The organism is Streptomyces sp. NPDC047917 (genome assembly GCF_043204345.1).
GTDB lineage: Bacteria > Actinomycetota > Actinomycetes > Streptomycetales > Streptomycetaceae > Streptomyces > Streptomyces sanglieri.
The window spans coordinates 73,391-87,587 of the sequence record NZ_JBIDCA010000011.1; the positions used below are offsets into that span (position 1 = coordinate 73,391).

The 14,197-nt window shown below is 70.8% G+C and carries 10 protein-coding genes; 4 read left to right on the top strand and 6 right to left on the bottom strand.

All coding sequences use genetic code 11. The features are described 5' to 3' along the window. Positions 1 to 67 precede the first annotated feature (67 nt). Positions 68 to 2,290, top strand: coding sequence for a DEAD/DEAH box helicase (locus ACGF8B_RS26325; protein ID WP_392743139.1), 2,223 nt, complete (start codon positions 68 to 70; stop codon positions 2,288 to 2,290). Positions 2,291 to 2,346: 56 nt separating this feature from the next. Here ACGF8B_RS26325 and ACGF8B_RS26330 read toward each other — a convergent pair whose 3' ends face one another. Next, positions 2,347 to 3,438, bottom strand: coding sequence for a multicopper oxidase domain-containing protein (locus tag ACGF8B_RS26330; protein ID WP_392743142.1), 1,092 nt, complete (start codon positions 3,436 to 3,438; stop codon positions 2,347 to 2,349). A gap of 194 nt (positions 3,439 to 3,632) precedes the next feature. Between ACGF8B_RS26330 and ACGF8B_RS26335 the strand changes: the two genes are divergently transcribed. Both ACGF8B_RS26335 and ACGF8B_RS26340 read left to right on the top strand, forming a co-directional pair. Next, the gene (locus tag ACGF8B_RS26335) at positions 3,633 to 6,125 is read left to right on the top strand and encodes a ThuA domain-containing protein (RefSeq protein WP_392743145.1); all 2,493 of its coding nucleotides are present in this window, start codon (positions 3,633 to 3,635) and stop codon (positions 6,123 to 6,125) included. Beyond that, complete coding sequence (locus ACGF8B_RS26340; protein ID WP_392743146.1) at positions 6,122 to 8,362, top strand: OmpL47-type beta-barrel domain-containing protein; 2,241 nt, start codon at positions 6,122 to 6,124, stop codon at positions 8,360 to 8,362. The genes ACGF8B_RS26335 and ACGF8B_RS26340 overlap by 4 nt, the downstream gene beginning before the upstream one ends. 12 nt (positions 8,363 to 8,374) lie before the next feature. On the opposite strand, the gene ACGF8B_RS26345 is transcribed toward ACGF8B_RS26340, so the two are convergent. Together ACGF8B_RS26345 and ligD are read right to left on the bottom strand one after the other, a co-directional pair. After that, a complete protein-coding gene (locus tag ACGF8B_RS26345) occupies positions 8,375 to 9,457 on the bottom strand; it encodes an ABC transporter permease (protein ID WP_392743148.1) in 1,083 nt (360 codons plus the stop codon). Next, positions 9,454 to 10,464 carry a non-homologous end-joining DNA ligase gene (gene ligD / locus ACGF8B_RS26350; protein ID WP_392743826.1) on the bottom strand — a complete coding sequence of 337 codons (1,011 nt, stop codon included), beginning with the start codon at positions 10,462 to 10,464 and terminating at the stop codon, positions 9,454 to 9,456. The genes ACGF8B_RS26345 and ligD overlap by 4 nt, the downstream gene beginning before the upstream one ends. 97 nt (positions 10,465 to 10,561) lie before the next feature. Between ligD and ACGF8B_RS26355 the strand changes: the two genes are divergently transcribed. Continuing rightward, entirely contained in the window at positions 10,562 to 11,629 is a 1,068-nt protein-coding gene (locus tag ACGF8B_RS26355; protein ID WP_392743150.1) for an ATP-dependent DNA ligase, read from the top strand. On the opposite strand, the gene ACGF8B_RS26360 is transcribed toward ACGF8B_RS26355, so the two are convergent. From ACGF8B_RS26360 to ACGF8B_RS26370, 3 genes are read right to left on the bottom strand one after another with little or no spacing between them, the layout of a single operon-like run. Continuing rightward, positions 11,612 to 12,826: a lytic murein transglycosylase gene (locus ACGF8B_RS26360; protein WP_392743153.1), complete on the bottom strand. Its 1,215-nt coding sequence runs from the start codon at positions 12,824 to 12,826 to the stop codon at positions 11,612 to 11,614. The genes ACGF8B_RS26355 and ACGF8B_RS26360 overlap by 18 nt on opposite strands. 22 nt (positions 12,827 to 12,848) lie before the next feature. Further along, on the bottom strand, positions 12,849 to 13,604 hold the full coding sequence (locus ACGF8B_RS26365) for a hypothetical protein (RefSeq protein WP_392743156.1): 756 nt from the start codon (positions 13,602 to 13,604) through the stop codon (positions 12,849 to 12,851). 57 nt (positions 13,605 to 13,661) lie between these two features. Continuing rightward, complete coding sequence (locus tag ACGF8B_RS26370) at positions 13,662 to 14,192, bottom strand: nuclear transport factor 2 family protein (RefSeq protein WP_392743159.1); 531 nt, start codon at positions 14,190 to 14,192, stop codon at positions 13,662 to 13,664. Positions 14,193 to 14,197: the final 5 nt, after the last annotated feature.

Here is a 14,197-nt window from a genome sequence, read left to right on the forward strand (position 1 = left end):
CGATAGGACCCGTCCGGGCAGGTGCCGGGCAGGACGGCAGCCGGGCTGCGCGGACAGAGGGACGTACATGACACAGGCCGGAGCGACGGCGGACGGGGCACCCACGGGAAGGGCCGCCCGAGAGCTGCTGGCCCGGGCCGACGGGCTGCTGGAGACGGCGCGCGCCGTGCTGGCCGATCACACCCGGGCCGTCGATGCCGTGCACACCGCGCTGAATCCGCTGCTCGACTCCCTCGTCCGCCGGGAGCTCGCCACGATCCCGGCCTCCAGGCTCAAGGACGTCACCGAGGGCAGGCTGCGGATCGGCGCGGTCGAGCAGGCCGGGTTCACCACCGTCGGCCAGGTGCACGGGACCAGTCGCTACGAGCTGCGCCAGATCCCCGGGGTCGGTGCGCAGACCGCCGACCAGGTGCTGGCCGCGGCCGGGCAGATCGCCCACGCGGTGCGGGACACGGTCACGGTCCGGATGGACGTGGACGCCCCGGACGACGCCACGACCGCGCTGGTCGTCGCACTGCACCGGCTGGTCGAGGCCGGTCCCGACGTGCGGCGGGCAGTGGCCGCGGCGGGCCGGCTCGTCGGGCGCCTCGAACCCCTGCTGGCCGCCGCGGGACCGGCGCGGGGGCGGCTGCGCTTGGTGTTCACCGGGCGCCGAACCCGCTCCCGGGCGCTGGAGGCGGTCGCCGGGGTGCGAGCCGCCGTCGCCGAGGCCGACGAGCGCGGGCTGGCCCTGCTGTTCGGGCAGGTCTCGGTCGATCTGCTGCGGGGCGCGGAGTCGGACGTCGCGGCCTGGGTGGACTTCGAGCTGCGCTCGGCCGAGTACTACAGCCTGATCGCCGAGATGTCCGGCACCGGACCGGACCGGGACGCTGCCGAGGGGTTCCTGCCCTCCGGGATGGCGGACCGGGTGCGCGGTCTGCGGCTTGACGACGCCCATCTGCGGGTCTCGCTGCGCGGCTACCAGTCGTTCGGCGCCCGGTTCGCCCTCGCGCAGAAGCGGGTGATCCTCGGTGACGAGATGGGACTCGGCAAGACCGTGCAGGCCATCGCCGCGCTCGCGCACCTCTCGGCGCGGGGCGAGACACACTTCCTGGTGGTCTGCCCGGCGAGCGTGCTGATCAACTGGGCGCGCGAGATCCGTGCCCGTTCCACTCTGCGCACCCTGGCGGTGCACGGCCCCGAGCGGCAGTCCGCATTCGACGAATGGCGTCGCGGCGGCGGGGTCGCCCTCACCACGTTCGACGCCCTGCACACCCTGCCGGCCGCCGCGGACTGCGGCACCCGGCCCGGCATGCTGGTGGTCGACGAGGCCCATTACGTCAAGAACCCCGCCACCCGCCGGTCCCGGGCCGTGTCCGGCTGGACGCAGCACACCGAACGGGTGCTGTTCCTGACCGGCACCCCCATGGAGAACCGCGTCGAGGAGTTCCGCAGCCTGGTCCGTCACCTCCAGCCGGAGCTGGCCCCCTCGATACACACCACCCACGGGGCCGCCGGTTCGCTCGCCTTCCGCAGGGCTGTCGCACCGGCCTATCTGCGGCGCAACCAGGTGGACGTGCTGACCGAACTCCCGGCGCTGGTGCAGGTCGACGAGTGGGAGGAGTTCAGCCCGGAGGATCTCGACGCCTACCGCGAGGCGGTGGGCGCCGGGCATTTCATGCGGATGCGACGGGCCGCGTACGCCCGCCCCGCGACGTCCGCGAAGCTGAACCGGCTGCGCGAGCTGGTGACCGAGGCCGCGGCCAACGGCCTGAAGGTCGTGGTGTTCTCCTACTTCCGTGAAGTGCTCCAGACCGTCGGACAGGCCCTGGAATCACCGGTGTTCGGCCCGCTGTCGGGGAGCCTCGCGGCCGCCCGCCGCCAGCGGCTGATCGACGATTTCGCCGCCGTGGACGGCCATGCCGTGCTGCTCAGCCAGATCCAGGCGGGCGGAGTCGGACTCAACATGCAGTCCGCCTCGGTGGTGATCATCTGCGAGCCGCAGATCAAGCCGACGATGGAGCACCAGGCGGTGGCCCGTGCCCATCGGATGGGGCAGATACGGACCGTCCAGGTGCACCGGCTCCTCGCGGCGAGCAGCGTCGACGAACGGATGCTGGACATCCTGGCCCGCAAGGAACGGCTGTTCGATCTGTACGCGCGCCGCAGCGACGTCGCCGAGACGACGCCGGACGCGGTGGACGTGTCGGACGGGGCACTGGCCCGCCGCATCGTCGAGGAGGAACAGCTGCGGCTGGCGACCGGGGCGGACGCCGTGGCTCCGGAGGTGCCGGAGGTGCCGGAGGGCTGACGCCGCTGGGACGTGTGCCTGCCCCGGCAGCGTCCCGGCACCGCGGAACCTCCGCGTCAGGAGCGGTGTGCCGCCGGATCGTGTGCCGCGGCGCCCTTGGCCGATTCCTTCGGCGTCTCCTTCGCCGATTCTTTTGGCGAATCCTTCGGCGATTCCTTCGCCGCGCCCTCGGATGCCGTGCCGTGGGCCGCCATGTGGTGCGGTTCGTACCCCGGCACGGTGCCGTCCGGCTTGGCGACCAGCAGCAGGCCGGCCATGCCCATGTCGGAGTGGCTCTGCACATGACAGTGGTACATCCAGGCACCCGCGCCCACGTGTTCGCCCGCGACGACCTGGAAACCGAAGGAGTCCGCCGGGCCGACGATCTTCGTGTCGACGACCCGGCTCGGATCGTCGGGGCCGGTGAGGAGGCCGGTCCGGTTGTCCGCCCAGCGATGACCGTGGATGTGGAACGTGTGGTAGTACTCGCCGTGCGTGATCATGACGACTTCGAGCCGGTCCCCCACCGTGGCCTCGAAATTCGGGCTCTCGTGGGCCGGTCTGTTGTTGATCGTCATGTCGTTGAAGACGATCGTGATCGTCTTGTCCGGCAGGATGTCGCCCTTGCGCCGGACGATCAGCGGACCGTAGAGGCCCTTGCGGATGCCGCCGGTGCCGTGATCCGTGCCGACGACGTGGTCGTGGTAGTGCCAGTAGCCCGCGCTGCCCGGCTGCCAGGTGCCGTCCTTGCGTCGGCCGGGGGCATGGGTGCGCCAGGTGTAGGTCCGGGTGGCGCCGGGTTCGACGATGCTCTTGTTCAACCGGGTGCCGTCGCTCGCGATGTCGTAGTCGACGCCGTGCGCGTGGAGGCTGGCCGCCACATCCGTCGTGTTCTCGAACTCGATGTGCAGGGTGTCGCCCTCGTTGATCTCGATGAGCGGGCCCGGGATCGATGCCTTGCCCTTCTCCAGGCCGTATCCGAGCTGACCGTCCGCCAGCTTCTCGGCGTACAGCTTGAGATGACGGACCACACCGCCCGCCGGGGCGGTCCCCACCGCGGGTTCCGCCGAGCTGGCGTCGATCGCCCCGAGGGACAACGATGTCAGGCCGGTTGTGGCCGCCACACCGCCGCCGACCAGCAGCCGCCGGTTGAAGCTCCTTCTGTCCATGCCGAACTCCCCATCGATCCAAGGAATTTGGAGCGCCGAGCCGCCCCGGACGGGCCACACCGTAGCCGGAGGAACCGAGTTTATCCACAGTCAGGACAAAGTTCGTGTAATTGCCGCCATAGCTATTGGCGAACCACGAAAAGAGGTCTAGCTTCATGCGCTGTTGCAGTGACCAAAGAGGGGTGGGTGACCACATGCAGCGCGCACCACATCACAGGTCCGGATCGCGACGCGGACTCGCGGCGGGCCTCGCGGCCGGCGCACTGACCGCTTCCCTGCTCGGCGCCAACGCGGCCGAGGCCAAGCCCTATCCGGAGCCGCCCGGCTCCCTGGCGACAACGTTGTCCCTGCCGTCGCCGCCGGGCGGCGCCGACGTCAAGGTACTGGTGTTCCACGCCTCGGCCACCGAGGAGTCCCCGACGGTCGACGCCGGGATCGCGGCGATCGAGAAGATCGGCCTCACCGGCCCGGAGTCCGGCCGGTTCAGGACCGTCGCCACCGACGACCCGGCGGTCTTCACCAACGGCAAGAGGCTCGGCAAGTTCAACGCCGTGGTCTTCCTGACCGGCGGCGGCGACGTCCTGGACCCGGAGCAGGAGGCCGGCCTGGAGGCGTACATGGAGGCGGGCGGCGGCTTCCTCGGCATCCATGACGCCGCGCGCACCGAGCCGTACTCGGACTGGTTCACCGGCCTGGTCGGCGCCCGACCGGCCGCCGACAGCCCGGCCGCCGTACAGCGTGCGACGGTGGAGATCGGTGACCGGCAGCATCCGGCGACCAAGAACCTCCCGCTGGAGTGGAAACGTCCCGACAAGTGGCTGAACTGGACGAAGAACCCGTCCGGCGACGTGCACACCGTGGCCCGGGTCCGCGAGATCACCTACAAGCCCGGCGCGAGTGCCAACGGCTGGGACCACCCGGTCTCCTGGTGCCGCGACTACGACGGCGGCCGGTCCTTCTACACGGCGATGGGCGGTACGGCCGACAGCTTCGCCGAGACCGACTTCCGCGACCATCTGCGCGGCGCGCTGGACTGGACGACCCGGATCTCGCAGGCCGACTGCAAGGCGACGATCGACTCCAACTACAGGGCCGAGCGCGTCACCAAGCCCAATCAGCCGGGGCAGAACGACCAGATCGGCGAGCCGCACGGCCTGGTCACCGCCCCCGACGGACGGGTGCTGTACATCGGGCGCGGCGGCGCCGACAGCAGCAGGCCGGTCGTCACCGACTGGAACGACCCGGACATCGGCAAGGGCATGGGCCAGATCCATGTCTACGACCCGAAGACCGGAAAGGTCACCCTGGCCGGTGAGCTGACGATCTTCGGCAACAAGGGCGGCGGCGACGAGCTGGTCAAGGTCGAGGAGGGGCTGCTCGGCATCGAGCTGGACCCGGACTTCGAGAAGAACGGCTGGGTGTATCTGCACTACACCCCGCACTCGAAGCTGGACCGCGACAAGCAGACGGCGGTGCGCCAGGTCTCCCGCTTCACCATGGACCCGACCACCAACAAGCTGGACCTGTCCTCGGAGAAGGTGCTGCTGAGCTGGCCCGTCCAGGTCCACAGCTGCTGCCACGCGGGCGGCGGGATGGCCTGGGACTCCAAGGGCAATCTGTACATCGCGACCGGTGACAACAACTCCTCCGGCTTCAGCGACGGATACTCCGGGAACAACCCGCAGCCGAACTACAAGGGCCTCTCGTTCGCCGACGCCCGCCGCACCGCGGGCAACACGAACAACCTCAACGGGAAGATACTGCGGATCCACCCCGAGGACGACGGCACCTACACACTCCCCGAGGGCAACCTCTTCACCGGCAAGGAGCCCGACGAGGGCGGCGGCAGGACCCGCGGCGAGATCTATGTGATGGGCGTGCGCAACCCGGCCCGGATCTCCGTCGACAAGTCGACGGACACGCTGTACGCGGGCTGGGTCGGCCCCGACGCGGGCGCGCCCTCCACCACCTGGGGCCCGGCCAAGTACGACACGTTCGCCGCGATCACGAAGGCGGGCAACCACGGCTGGCCGTACTGCATGGGCAACAAGCAGCCCTACCGGGACCGCAATCTTCCGGACCCCGCCAAGCCGCTCGGCTGGTACGACTGCGACCATCCCAGGAACGAGTCGCCGAACAACGACGGCCTGGTGAACCTGCCGCCGGTCACCGCCAACACCATCTGGTACTCGCCGCAGGGCGGCGGTGTGGACTACCCGCGCGACGCCAACGGCATCCCGAGCTACAAGGTCGAGGACCAGAAGCAGCTGCTGCCGTGGCTCAAGGGCGGCGGCCAGGCAACGATGAACGGCCCGGTCTACCGGTACGACGCCGCGAGCACCAGCGCCGACAAGTGGCCCTCCTACTGGGACGGCAAGTGGTTCGTCGGTGACTTCTACGACGACACCCAGCCCCGGCACGCCGTGCTCACCGACCCGAAGACGGTCGGCAAGGGCGGCCTGCCGACCCACGCCGAGTCGCTGCGGAAGATCATTCCGGTCGGGGCGGACGGCATCCGCAACCTGATGGACTGGAAGTTCGCCCCGGACGGTTCGCTGTACGTCCTGGACTACGGGCGCGGCTTCTTCACCTCCGACTCCAAGTCCGCGCTGTGGCGCGTGACGTACAAGGGCGGCGGTCCGACCCCGGCCGCCGGGGATCTGGCCAGGAAGGCGGCAGTGCAGTGAGACATCGTCCGGTCCTCTCCCGAAGGCGGTACCACCCCGTCAGGCTGTGGCTCGCGCTGCTGGGTTCGTTCCTGATGGTGCTGGGGCTGACCTCGACGGCGGCGTACGGCCGCGCGGCGGCTCCCGGAGAAGCGGATGCGGCGGCCGAGCAGGTCCTCACCTGGACCGCGGGCGACCCCATCGACCACTATCTGTCCGCCCCGAAGACCGCGGTCGCCGGCAAGGCGACCATCGTCTTCGAGAACAGCGCGGCGACCGGCAACACCACCGGGATGCCGCACACCCTCACGTTCAGCGTCTCGGACCCGGAGTTCAACAACGACGTCACACTGAACATCCTGGCCAACCCGGGCGACGACCAGGGCGGCAGGCACACCGCCGAGGTCACGCTCACCCCCGGCCGGTACTTCTACCACTGCACCATGCCGGGGCACGAGGCGATGCAGGGCATTCTCACCGTGACCGACGGCGGTGGCGGCGAGGACACCACGGCGCCCGGCACGTCGGCGAAGGTGGACGGTGACAAGAACGCCGACGGCGCGTACATCGGCCAGGCGACGGTCACCGTCTCGGCCACCGACGACGGCTCCGGCGTCGACACCGTCGAGTACGCGGTCGGGGCGGACGGCGCCTGGCAGCCGTACACCGCGCCGGTCGTGGTCGACCAGGTCGGTCCGCACACGATCCGCTACCGGGCCACCGACAAGGCCGGCAACGCGGCGGCGGAGAAATCGGTCGACTTCGCGGTCGCCGCACCGCCGACGGACGACAGGACCCCGCCGGAGACCTCGGCGACCGTGTCCGGCGAGAAGGACGACCAGGGGCAGTACCTGGGCATGGCGACGGTCACCGTGACCGCCTCCGACACCGGGTCCGGCGTCAACACCATCGAGTACGCGGTCGGCGCGGACAGCGCCTGGCAGCCGTACACCGCACCGGTGATGGTGCACGAGACCGGTACGCACACGGTCCGCTACCGGGCCACCGACAAGGCCGGCAACGCGGCGGCGGAGAAGTCGGTCGAGTTCACCGTGGTCGCACCGCCGACGCAGGACAAGACCCCGCCACAGACCTCGGCGAAGGTCGAGGGCACCAAGAACTCCGACAACGCCTACATCACCAGCGCCAGGGTGACCCTCACCGCGACCGACGCGGAGTCGGGCGTGGACAGGACCGAGTACTCGCTCGACGGCGGCCCGTACCTCGCGTACACCACCACCGTCATCGTGGACCGGGTCGGCTACCACACCGTCGCGCACCGGGCGACGGACAAGGCCGGCAACACCTCCGTGGCGAAGCAGGTGTCGTTCACCGTCGCGGAGAGCGGGGGCGTGCCGGCGCCGAACTGTCCGGAGTTCGACGAGCGGCTCACCGTCATCGTCGGCACGGTCGACACCGGTGTCCCCAACCGCATCACCGGCAACCGCTGCACCATCAATGAACTGATCGAGGACGAGAAGGACTGGTCCTCGCACGCACTGTTCCTCAAGCACGTGGACGGTGTCCTGGACAAGCTGCTCACCGCGGGTGTGATCGATGCCCGGGAGCACAAGAAGATCTACCGGGCGGCCAAGCAGTCCAGCATCGGCGGACCGGGCCAGGACGAGGGCTACCGGAAGCTCTTCGACGGTACGGCCGAATCGCTGGCCAAGTGGCAGCAGGTCGGCGGCGGGAAGTTCGGGCTCAACGCGGACGGCTCGATCACCAGCTCCACGACCGTGGACGGCATGGGGATGCTCTGGTTCCCGGGCCGGCAGTACGGCGACTTCTCGCTCAAGCTCCAGTGGCGCGACGACGCCCCCGGCGCCGGCAACGCCAACGGAGGTGTGTTCGTCCGCTTCCCGAACGTCCATGACAACCCGGAGGAGTCCCGCCCGGAGTGGGTCGCCATCAAGTACGGCCATGAGGTGCAGATCCTCGACAGGCCGGACGGCGACATGTACAAGACCGGCTCGCTCTACGGCTTCGACCGGATCGGCCTGGCCGGCGCCGGGGTCACCCCCAAGGGCACCTGGAACGACTACGAGATCCGGGTGGTGGACCAGCACTACTCGATCTACCGCAACGGTGTCCTGCTGAACGAGTTCGACAACGACCGCGGCCAGGTCTTCGAGCCGCCGCGGGGCGACGACCCGGGCACCGACGGCAGGCGGTACTCGTCCGGCTACATCGGACTCCAGGTCCACAGCACCTCGGACGTCATCTCCTACCGCGACATCCGTATCAAGGAGCTGTAGCCCGGGACCGGTTCAGGTGGCCGTGGCCGCATGCTGAGGCATGTGGTCACGGCCTCCCGGGTGCCGGTGGCGCCACACCCAGAACACCGTGCAGGAGACCAGCAGCCAGCCGGCGAGCACCAGGTACGGGAAGATCCGCTGGTGGCCCTGGTAGTAGACGGCGGCATGCTGGGCATTGACCGAGGCGCCCGGCGGAAGCCAGCGGCCGATGAACCCGAGCACCGAAGGCAGCAGCGGCCAGGACACCGCACCGCCGGAGGACGGGTTGCCGAGCATCACCATGAGTCCCCAGGTGGGGATCATCGCCCAGCGCCCGATCAGAGTATTGAACATGGTGAAGACCATGCCCGTGGTGAACATGGTGAGGGCGAGGATCATCCACGACTGGACGAACGGCAGGTCGACGGAGCCGAGCAGCCAGTCCACCACCGCGGCGATGGCGAACCCGCCGAGCAGGGCGTAGGCGATGGTGAACCCGATACGCTCCAGGGGCTCCAGTGCCTTGGCGTGCACACTCAGCTGGATCGCACCGACGAACCCGACAACCACCGCGGCGAGCGAGATGTAGAAGAGAGCGAGGCCGCGCGGATCGCCCCGCTGCAGGGGCTTCACATCCGTGACCTTCACCGGCACATGGACCGCTTCCCCCACCTTCAGCGTGGACTCGGCGAGCAGTTGGGCGACCGAGGCTCCGGACGCGCTCGCGATGTCCAGTCCGACCCCGCCGTTCCCGGACCGCAGGATGGCGAAGACCTTCTGCTCCTCCAGCGCGGTGCGGGCTCCGGTTGCGGTGGCGTACTCGTGCAGCACCAGCGAGGCGTTGAGCTCGTCCTCGAGCCGGTCGAGGAAGACCTTGTCGCGCGGGGTGTCGAGCCGGCCGACCACGGCGGCGGGGATGTTGCGCGGGGTCGGGTTGGCCATCGCGTACGTGTAGGAACCCGCGAAGAGCCCGGCCGCTGCCGCGATGATGAACAGGAGCACGACGGCGGGCAGATACGGGGACGCCTTGAACTCCGCCCATCGGCCACCGCGGGCCGGGGGCCGGGCATGCGCCCCGTGCGGTGCGGCGGGCTCCGCGTCGTCGGGCGCGCTCATCCCGCGGCGTCCTCGTCGTGCCGGGCCCGGCTCGGCTGGACGCGCTTCGGCTCGCCCGGCATCTTGGGATACTCCGGCGGGTACGGCATGTCTCCGAGTCCGCGTTCCCGCTCGTCCCGGTCCGCCAGCTCCAGCAGCCCGTCGAGCCGGAAGGCGTGTTCGTCCATGCCGGCGTGCACGTCGCCCACTTCGGCGTAGCGCTTCGGCATGGTCCTGATGTCGAAGTCGCGCGGTTCGGCGTCGTCGATCTCCTCCCAGCGCAGCGGTGCGGAGACCGGGGCCCAGGGACGCGGGCGTACGGAGTAGGCGGAGGCGATCGTGCGGTCGCGGGCCGTCTGGTTGAAGTCGACGAAGATCCGCTCGCCGCGCTCCTCCTTCCACCAGGCCGTGGTCACCCGCTCCGGCATGCGGCGTTCCAGTTCCCGCCCGGCGGCGATGGCGGCCCGTCTGACCTCGGTGAACGTCCACTCCGGTGCGATCGGGACGAAGAGGTGGAGGCCCCGGCCGCCGGAGGTCTTGGGCCAGCCGCGCAGCCCGTGGCCGTCGAGCACGGACCGCAGCTCGTGGGCGGCGCGCACCGCGTCGGCGTAGTCCGTGCCGGGCTGCGGGTCGAGGTCGATGCGGAGTTCGTCCGGGTGGTCGGTGTCGGCGCTGCGGACCGGCCAGGGGTGGAAGGTGAGCGTGCCGAGGTTGGCGGCCCAGACGACGGCGGCGAGCTCGGTGGGGCAGATCTCGTCGGCGGGCCGGCCGCTCGGGAAGGCGATCCTGGCCGTGGGGATCCAGTCGGGAAGGTTCTTCGGGGCCCGCTTCTGGTAGAAGAACTCGCCCTCGACGCCGTCCACGAAGCGCTGCAGGGTGGTGGGCCGGTCACGCAGGGCCCGGGTGATGCCGGGCCCCACCGCCAGGAAGTACTCGGCCACGTCCCTCTTGGTGTAGCCCTTCTCCGGGAAGTAGACCTTGTCCGGATTGGAGAGCCGTACGGCCCGTCCGCCGGCTTCGAGTTCCACTGCTTTCACCGCTGCGCCCATGACGGTCACGGTAGGCCGGGCTCACATATGGCGCATATCGGGAGACTTGTGTCAGGTGATGCGTGAGAATCGGCCCATGGATCTGCCGGTGATGCCGCCCGTGAAGCCGATGCTCGCCAAGTCCGTGTCCAGGATCCCGCCGGGCATGCAGTACGAGGCCAAGTGGGACGGCTTCCGCGCGATCGTGCACCGGGACGGCGAGGAGGTGGTGATCGGCAGCCGCACCGGCAAGCCGCTCACCCGCTACTTCCCCGAACTGGTCACCGCCGTCCGGAACAGTCTGCCGCCGCGCTGTGTGATCGACGGCGAGATCGTGATCGTGTACGAGGGGCGGCTCGACTTCGACCGGCTCAGCGAGCGCATCCACCCCGCCGATTCCCGGGTGCGGCTGCTCGCCGAGCGGACCCCGGCCAGTCTGATCGCCTTCGACGTCCTGGCGGTGGGCGACGACTCGCTGCTCTCCACCCGGCAGTCCGACCGCCGCGCCGTGCTGGAGGCGGCCCTGTCCGACGCCTCGCCCCCCGTCCACCTCGCCCCGGCGACCACGGACCCGGCGCTCGCCCAGGAATGGTTCGAGCGGTACGAGGGCGCGGGGCTCGACGGTGTGGTGGCCAAACCGCTCGATCTGCCGTACCGCCCGGACACCCGGGTGATGTACAAGATCAAGCACGAGCGGACCGCGGACTGCGTGGTCGCGGGGTACCGCCTCCACCGGAGCGGCCCGGTCGTCGGCTCGCTGCTGCTCGGCCTGTACGACTCCGCGGGCGTGCTCCAGCACGTCGGCGTCTGCGCGGCCTTCTCGATGAAGCGCCGCGAGGAACTGGTCGGGGAGCTGGAACCACTGCGGGTCGGCTTCGCCGGTCATCCCTGGGCGGCCTGGGCCGATGCCGAGGCCCATGAGCGGGCCCGGCTGCCCGGGACGCAGAGCCGCTGGTCGGGGAAGAAGGACCAGTCGTGGGTGGCGCTGCGCCCGGAGCGGGTCTGCGAGGTGGCGTACGACCACATGGAGGGCGACCGCTTCCGGCACACCACCCGGTTCCGCCGCTGGCGGCCGGACCGCACCCCGTCCGGCTGCACCTACGAGCAGCTGGAGGAGGTGGTGCGGTACGACCTGGCCGAGGTGCTGTCAGCCGGCGGACGCTGAGCCCGACGGTGTGGCGCACGGGTCCTCGGTGGTGCCCGGGTCGGGGTCCGGGGACTCGGTGGCTCCGGCCGTCCCGGTCGGGTCCGGTGACGGTGATCCGGTGGGGCAGCCGGGGCCCGGTTCGGTGGTGCCGGGATCGGGGCTGGTGCCGGGGTCCGGGGTGGCCGGTCCGCTGTCGGTGGGATCGGGTGATCCGGTGCCCGGTTCGGTGGGGTCCGGGGAGAGGGTGGGGTCCGGGGAGCCGGTCGGCGATCCGGAGGGCTTCGGGGTGGTGGACGGCGAGGGCTGGTGCGAGCCGCCGGGCTGCGGGCCCACCACGATGCCGCCGTCCGGGGCGCCGGGACCGCCGACCGGGTGCTTCGGCTTGTTCGGTCCGCCGGCGCCCGGGCTCCTGGGGACGGTGCCCTTGCCGTCGGCCACCGGATGGATGCCCTTGCGGTAGAACTCCAGCCAGGACAGCACGGTGCGCAGATAGGTGTCCGAGTGGTTGTAGCTGAGGATCGCCCGGTCCAGATCGGCCTTCACCGAGAGATCACGCGGTCCGGCGCATAGGTACTCTCCGGCGGCCAGTGCGGCGTCGTAGATGTTGTTGGGGTCGCGGCGCCCGTCACCGTTCCCGTCCCGGCCCCAGTGGGCCCAGGTCGACGGGATGAACTGCATCGGGCCGACCGCCCGGTCGTAGCGCCGGTCGCCGTCGTACGCGCCGCCGTCGGTGTCCGGGATGTTCGCGAATCCCGCGCCGTCGAGCACCGGTCCCAGGATCGGTGAGAGCGTCGTGCCGTTGGCGTCGACGCGGCCTCCGCCCGCCTGGCCGGACTCGACCTTGCCGATCGCCGCGAGCAACTGCCACGGCAGCCAGCAGCCGGGGTCGGTCCGCCCGAGTGTGCTCTGCGCCTTGCGGTAGGCGGCGAGCACCGTGGCGGGGATGCCCGCCTCGGACCACGAGCGGGCGGCGGCCGGGCTCTGCTTCCTGCCGGCCTTCGGTGGCTCCGGCGACTGCAGCGGCGGCAGTTCGGTGTGGTACGAGTCGTCGTTGGGGACGTGCGACCACTTGACCTCGTCGGTCTCCGGGGCCTCCTTCGGCGGCGCTTGGTGAGCGACGGTCCCCGGTGCCTGGGACGCGGTGAGCGCGGCCATCGCGGCGACCGCGACCGCCGTTCCGCCGAGTCCGCGGCGCATCGTGCCGTTGAACCTCATGCGTGCTCTCCTCTCCCCCGGGTCACCGGGTGAACGTATCGATGGCGGAGATCCGCCAGGTGCCGCCGCGTCGAACGGCGTCCACGGCGAACATGGCCGCCGCGTAGGTCGTCTCGTCCGACTTCCCGGTACGGGTGTTGCTCTGGTCGGCGAAGATCAGCAGCCGGGCCCGGTCGCCGTCCAGCAGCTCGACACCGCTGTCGGTGACGGTGGTGGTCAGCACGAGCTTCTGCTTCTGCCCCTGGGCCCGGACCTGGGCGAGCATGTCCTTGTGCTGCTGCACCGCCTTGTCCACCAGATGCGTACCGGCCGCGTGTTCGGACTTCTGGGGCGAGGCGTAGTCGTAGGAGAAGACCGCACCTACGGCGTCGGCGATCTGGCCCTTCACCTCGCTGGTCCGGCTGATGTCGGTGAGGGCGGTGTTCTGCCGGGACGGGTCGTCGCGCAGACTGCCGGCCGAGGCGAACGCCCAGGCGGCGAAGGCGCCGAGCAGCACGGTGAGGGCGCAGAGCGCGGCGGGCAGCCGGACCCGGAGGCGGGCGGGCCGTTCACCCTCCGGTCCGTTCTTCCGCGGGGCCGCTGCCGGACCGGCGTCGTCCCCGGCCCCGTCCTGCGCGGCCTCGTCGTCGGCGCCGGTGTCCTTCGCGGCCGGGTCCGGCGCCGGTCCGCCGGGTTCGGTGTCCGGGGTCGCGGTCCCGCGCGCCGGGGCGGCGGCGCGCTCCGCGGCGACGGTGGCCAGGCGGCGCTGACGGTTGACGAGGTGACGGGTCGTCGACATGTCCGGTGGTCCTCTCGGTGTCGGGGTGGGAGTCGCAGGCGGTCGGGCGACCGCCGCTCAGCCGGCCGTGTTGCCGACGGGTGCCTGGCCGAGGGCGCTGAGCTTCCACCCCTCGGAGGTACGGCTGAGCCGGCCGAGCATCCGGCTCTCCTTCACCGCGGGCTTGCCCTTCGGCGCGGTCACGGTGACCCGCAGCGCCACCATCACTCCGGCCTTGCCGGCCCGGTCGTCCAGTTCGGTCACCGCCCCGGACAGGATCCGGGCGGTGCTGACCGTCTTCGCCTCCTGGATCTGCTTCACGAACGCGTCCCGCCCGTCGACGAGTTGCCGGTGCAGATCGCCGGTGGTGGAGTCCTCCCAGCTGTCGAGTCCCTTCGCCAGCTTCCGGTGGTCCAGCGTGTTCATGTTCTGCACGGCCTGTTCCCCCGCCGCCAGCGCCTCGTCGCGTGCCTGTGCGTAGGCCGCCGACTCGTCGTGCGCGGCCTCGTAGCGGGAGACTCCGCCCCAGGCCGCCGCGCCGGCCGCCACGACGGTCAGCACGACCGCCGCCGCCGTCAGCGGGTTCCTCGTGATCCGTACCCGTGCCATTGCTG

Bases quoted from the DNA above. Each gene is read 5' to 3' on its own strand.
- ACGF8B_RS26360 (WP_392743153.1), bottom strand. From the start codon at position 12,826: ATGAGGTTCAACGGCACGATGCGCCGCGGACTCGGCGGAACGGCGGTC.
- ACGF8B_RS26365 (WP_392743156.1), bottom strand. From the start codon at position 13,604: ATGTCGACGACCCGTCACCTCGTCAACCGTCAGCGCCGCCTGGCCACC.
- ACGF8B_RS26345 (WP_392743148.1), bottom strand. From the start codon at position 9,457: ATGAGCGCGCCCGACGACGCGGAGCCCGCCGCACCGCACGGGGCGCAT.
- ACGF8B_RS26325 (WP_392743139.1), top strand. From the start codon at position 68: ATGACACAGGCCGGAGCGACGGCGGACGGGGCACCCACGGGAAGGGCC.
- ACGF8B_RS26370 (WP_392743159.1), bottom strand. From the start codon at position 14,192: ATGGCACGGGTACGGATCACGAGGAACCCGCTGACGGCGGCGGCGGTC.
- ACGF8B_RS26355 (WP_392743150.1), top strand. From the start codon at position 10,562: ATGGATCTGCCGGTGATGCCGCCCGTGAAGCCGATGCTCGCCAAGTCC.
- ACGF8B_RS26330 (WP_392743142.1), bottom strand. From the start codon at position 3,438: ATGGACAGAAGGAGCTTCAACCGGCGGCTGCTGGTCGGCGGCGGTGTG.
- ACGF8B_RS26335 (WP_392743145.1), top strand. From the start codon at position 3,633: ATGCAGCGCGCACCACATCACAGGTCCGGATCGCGACGCGGACTCGCG.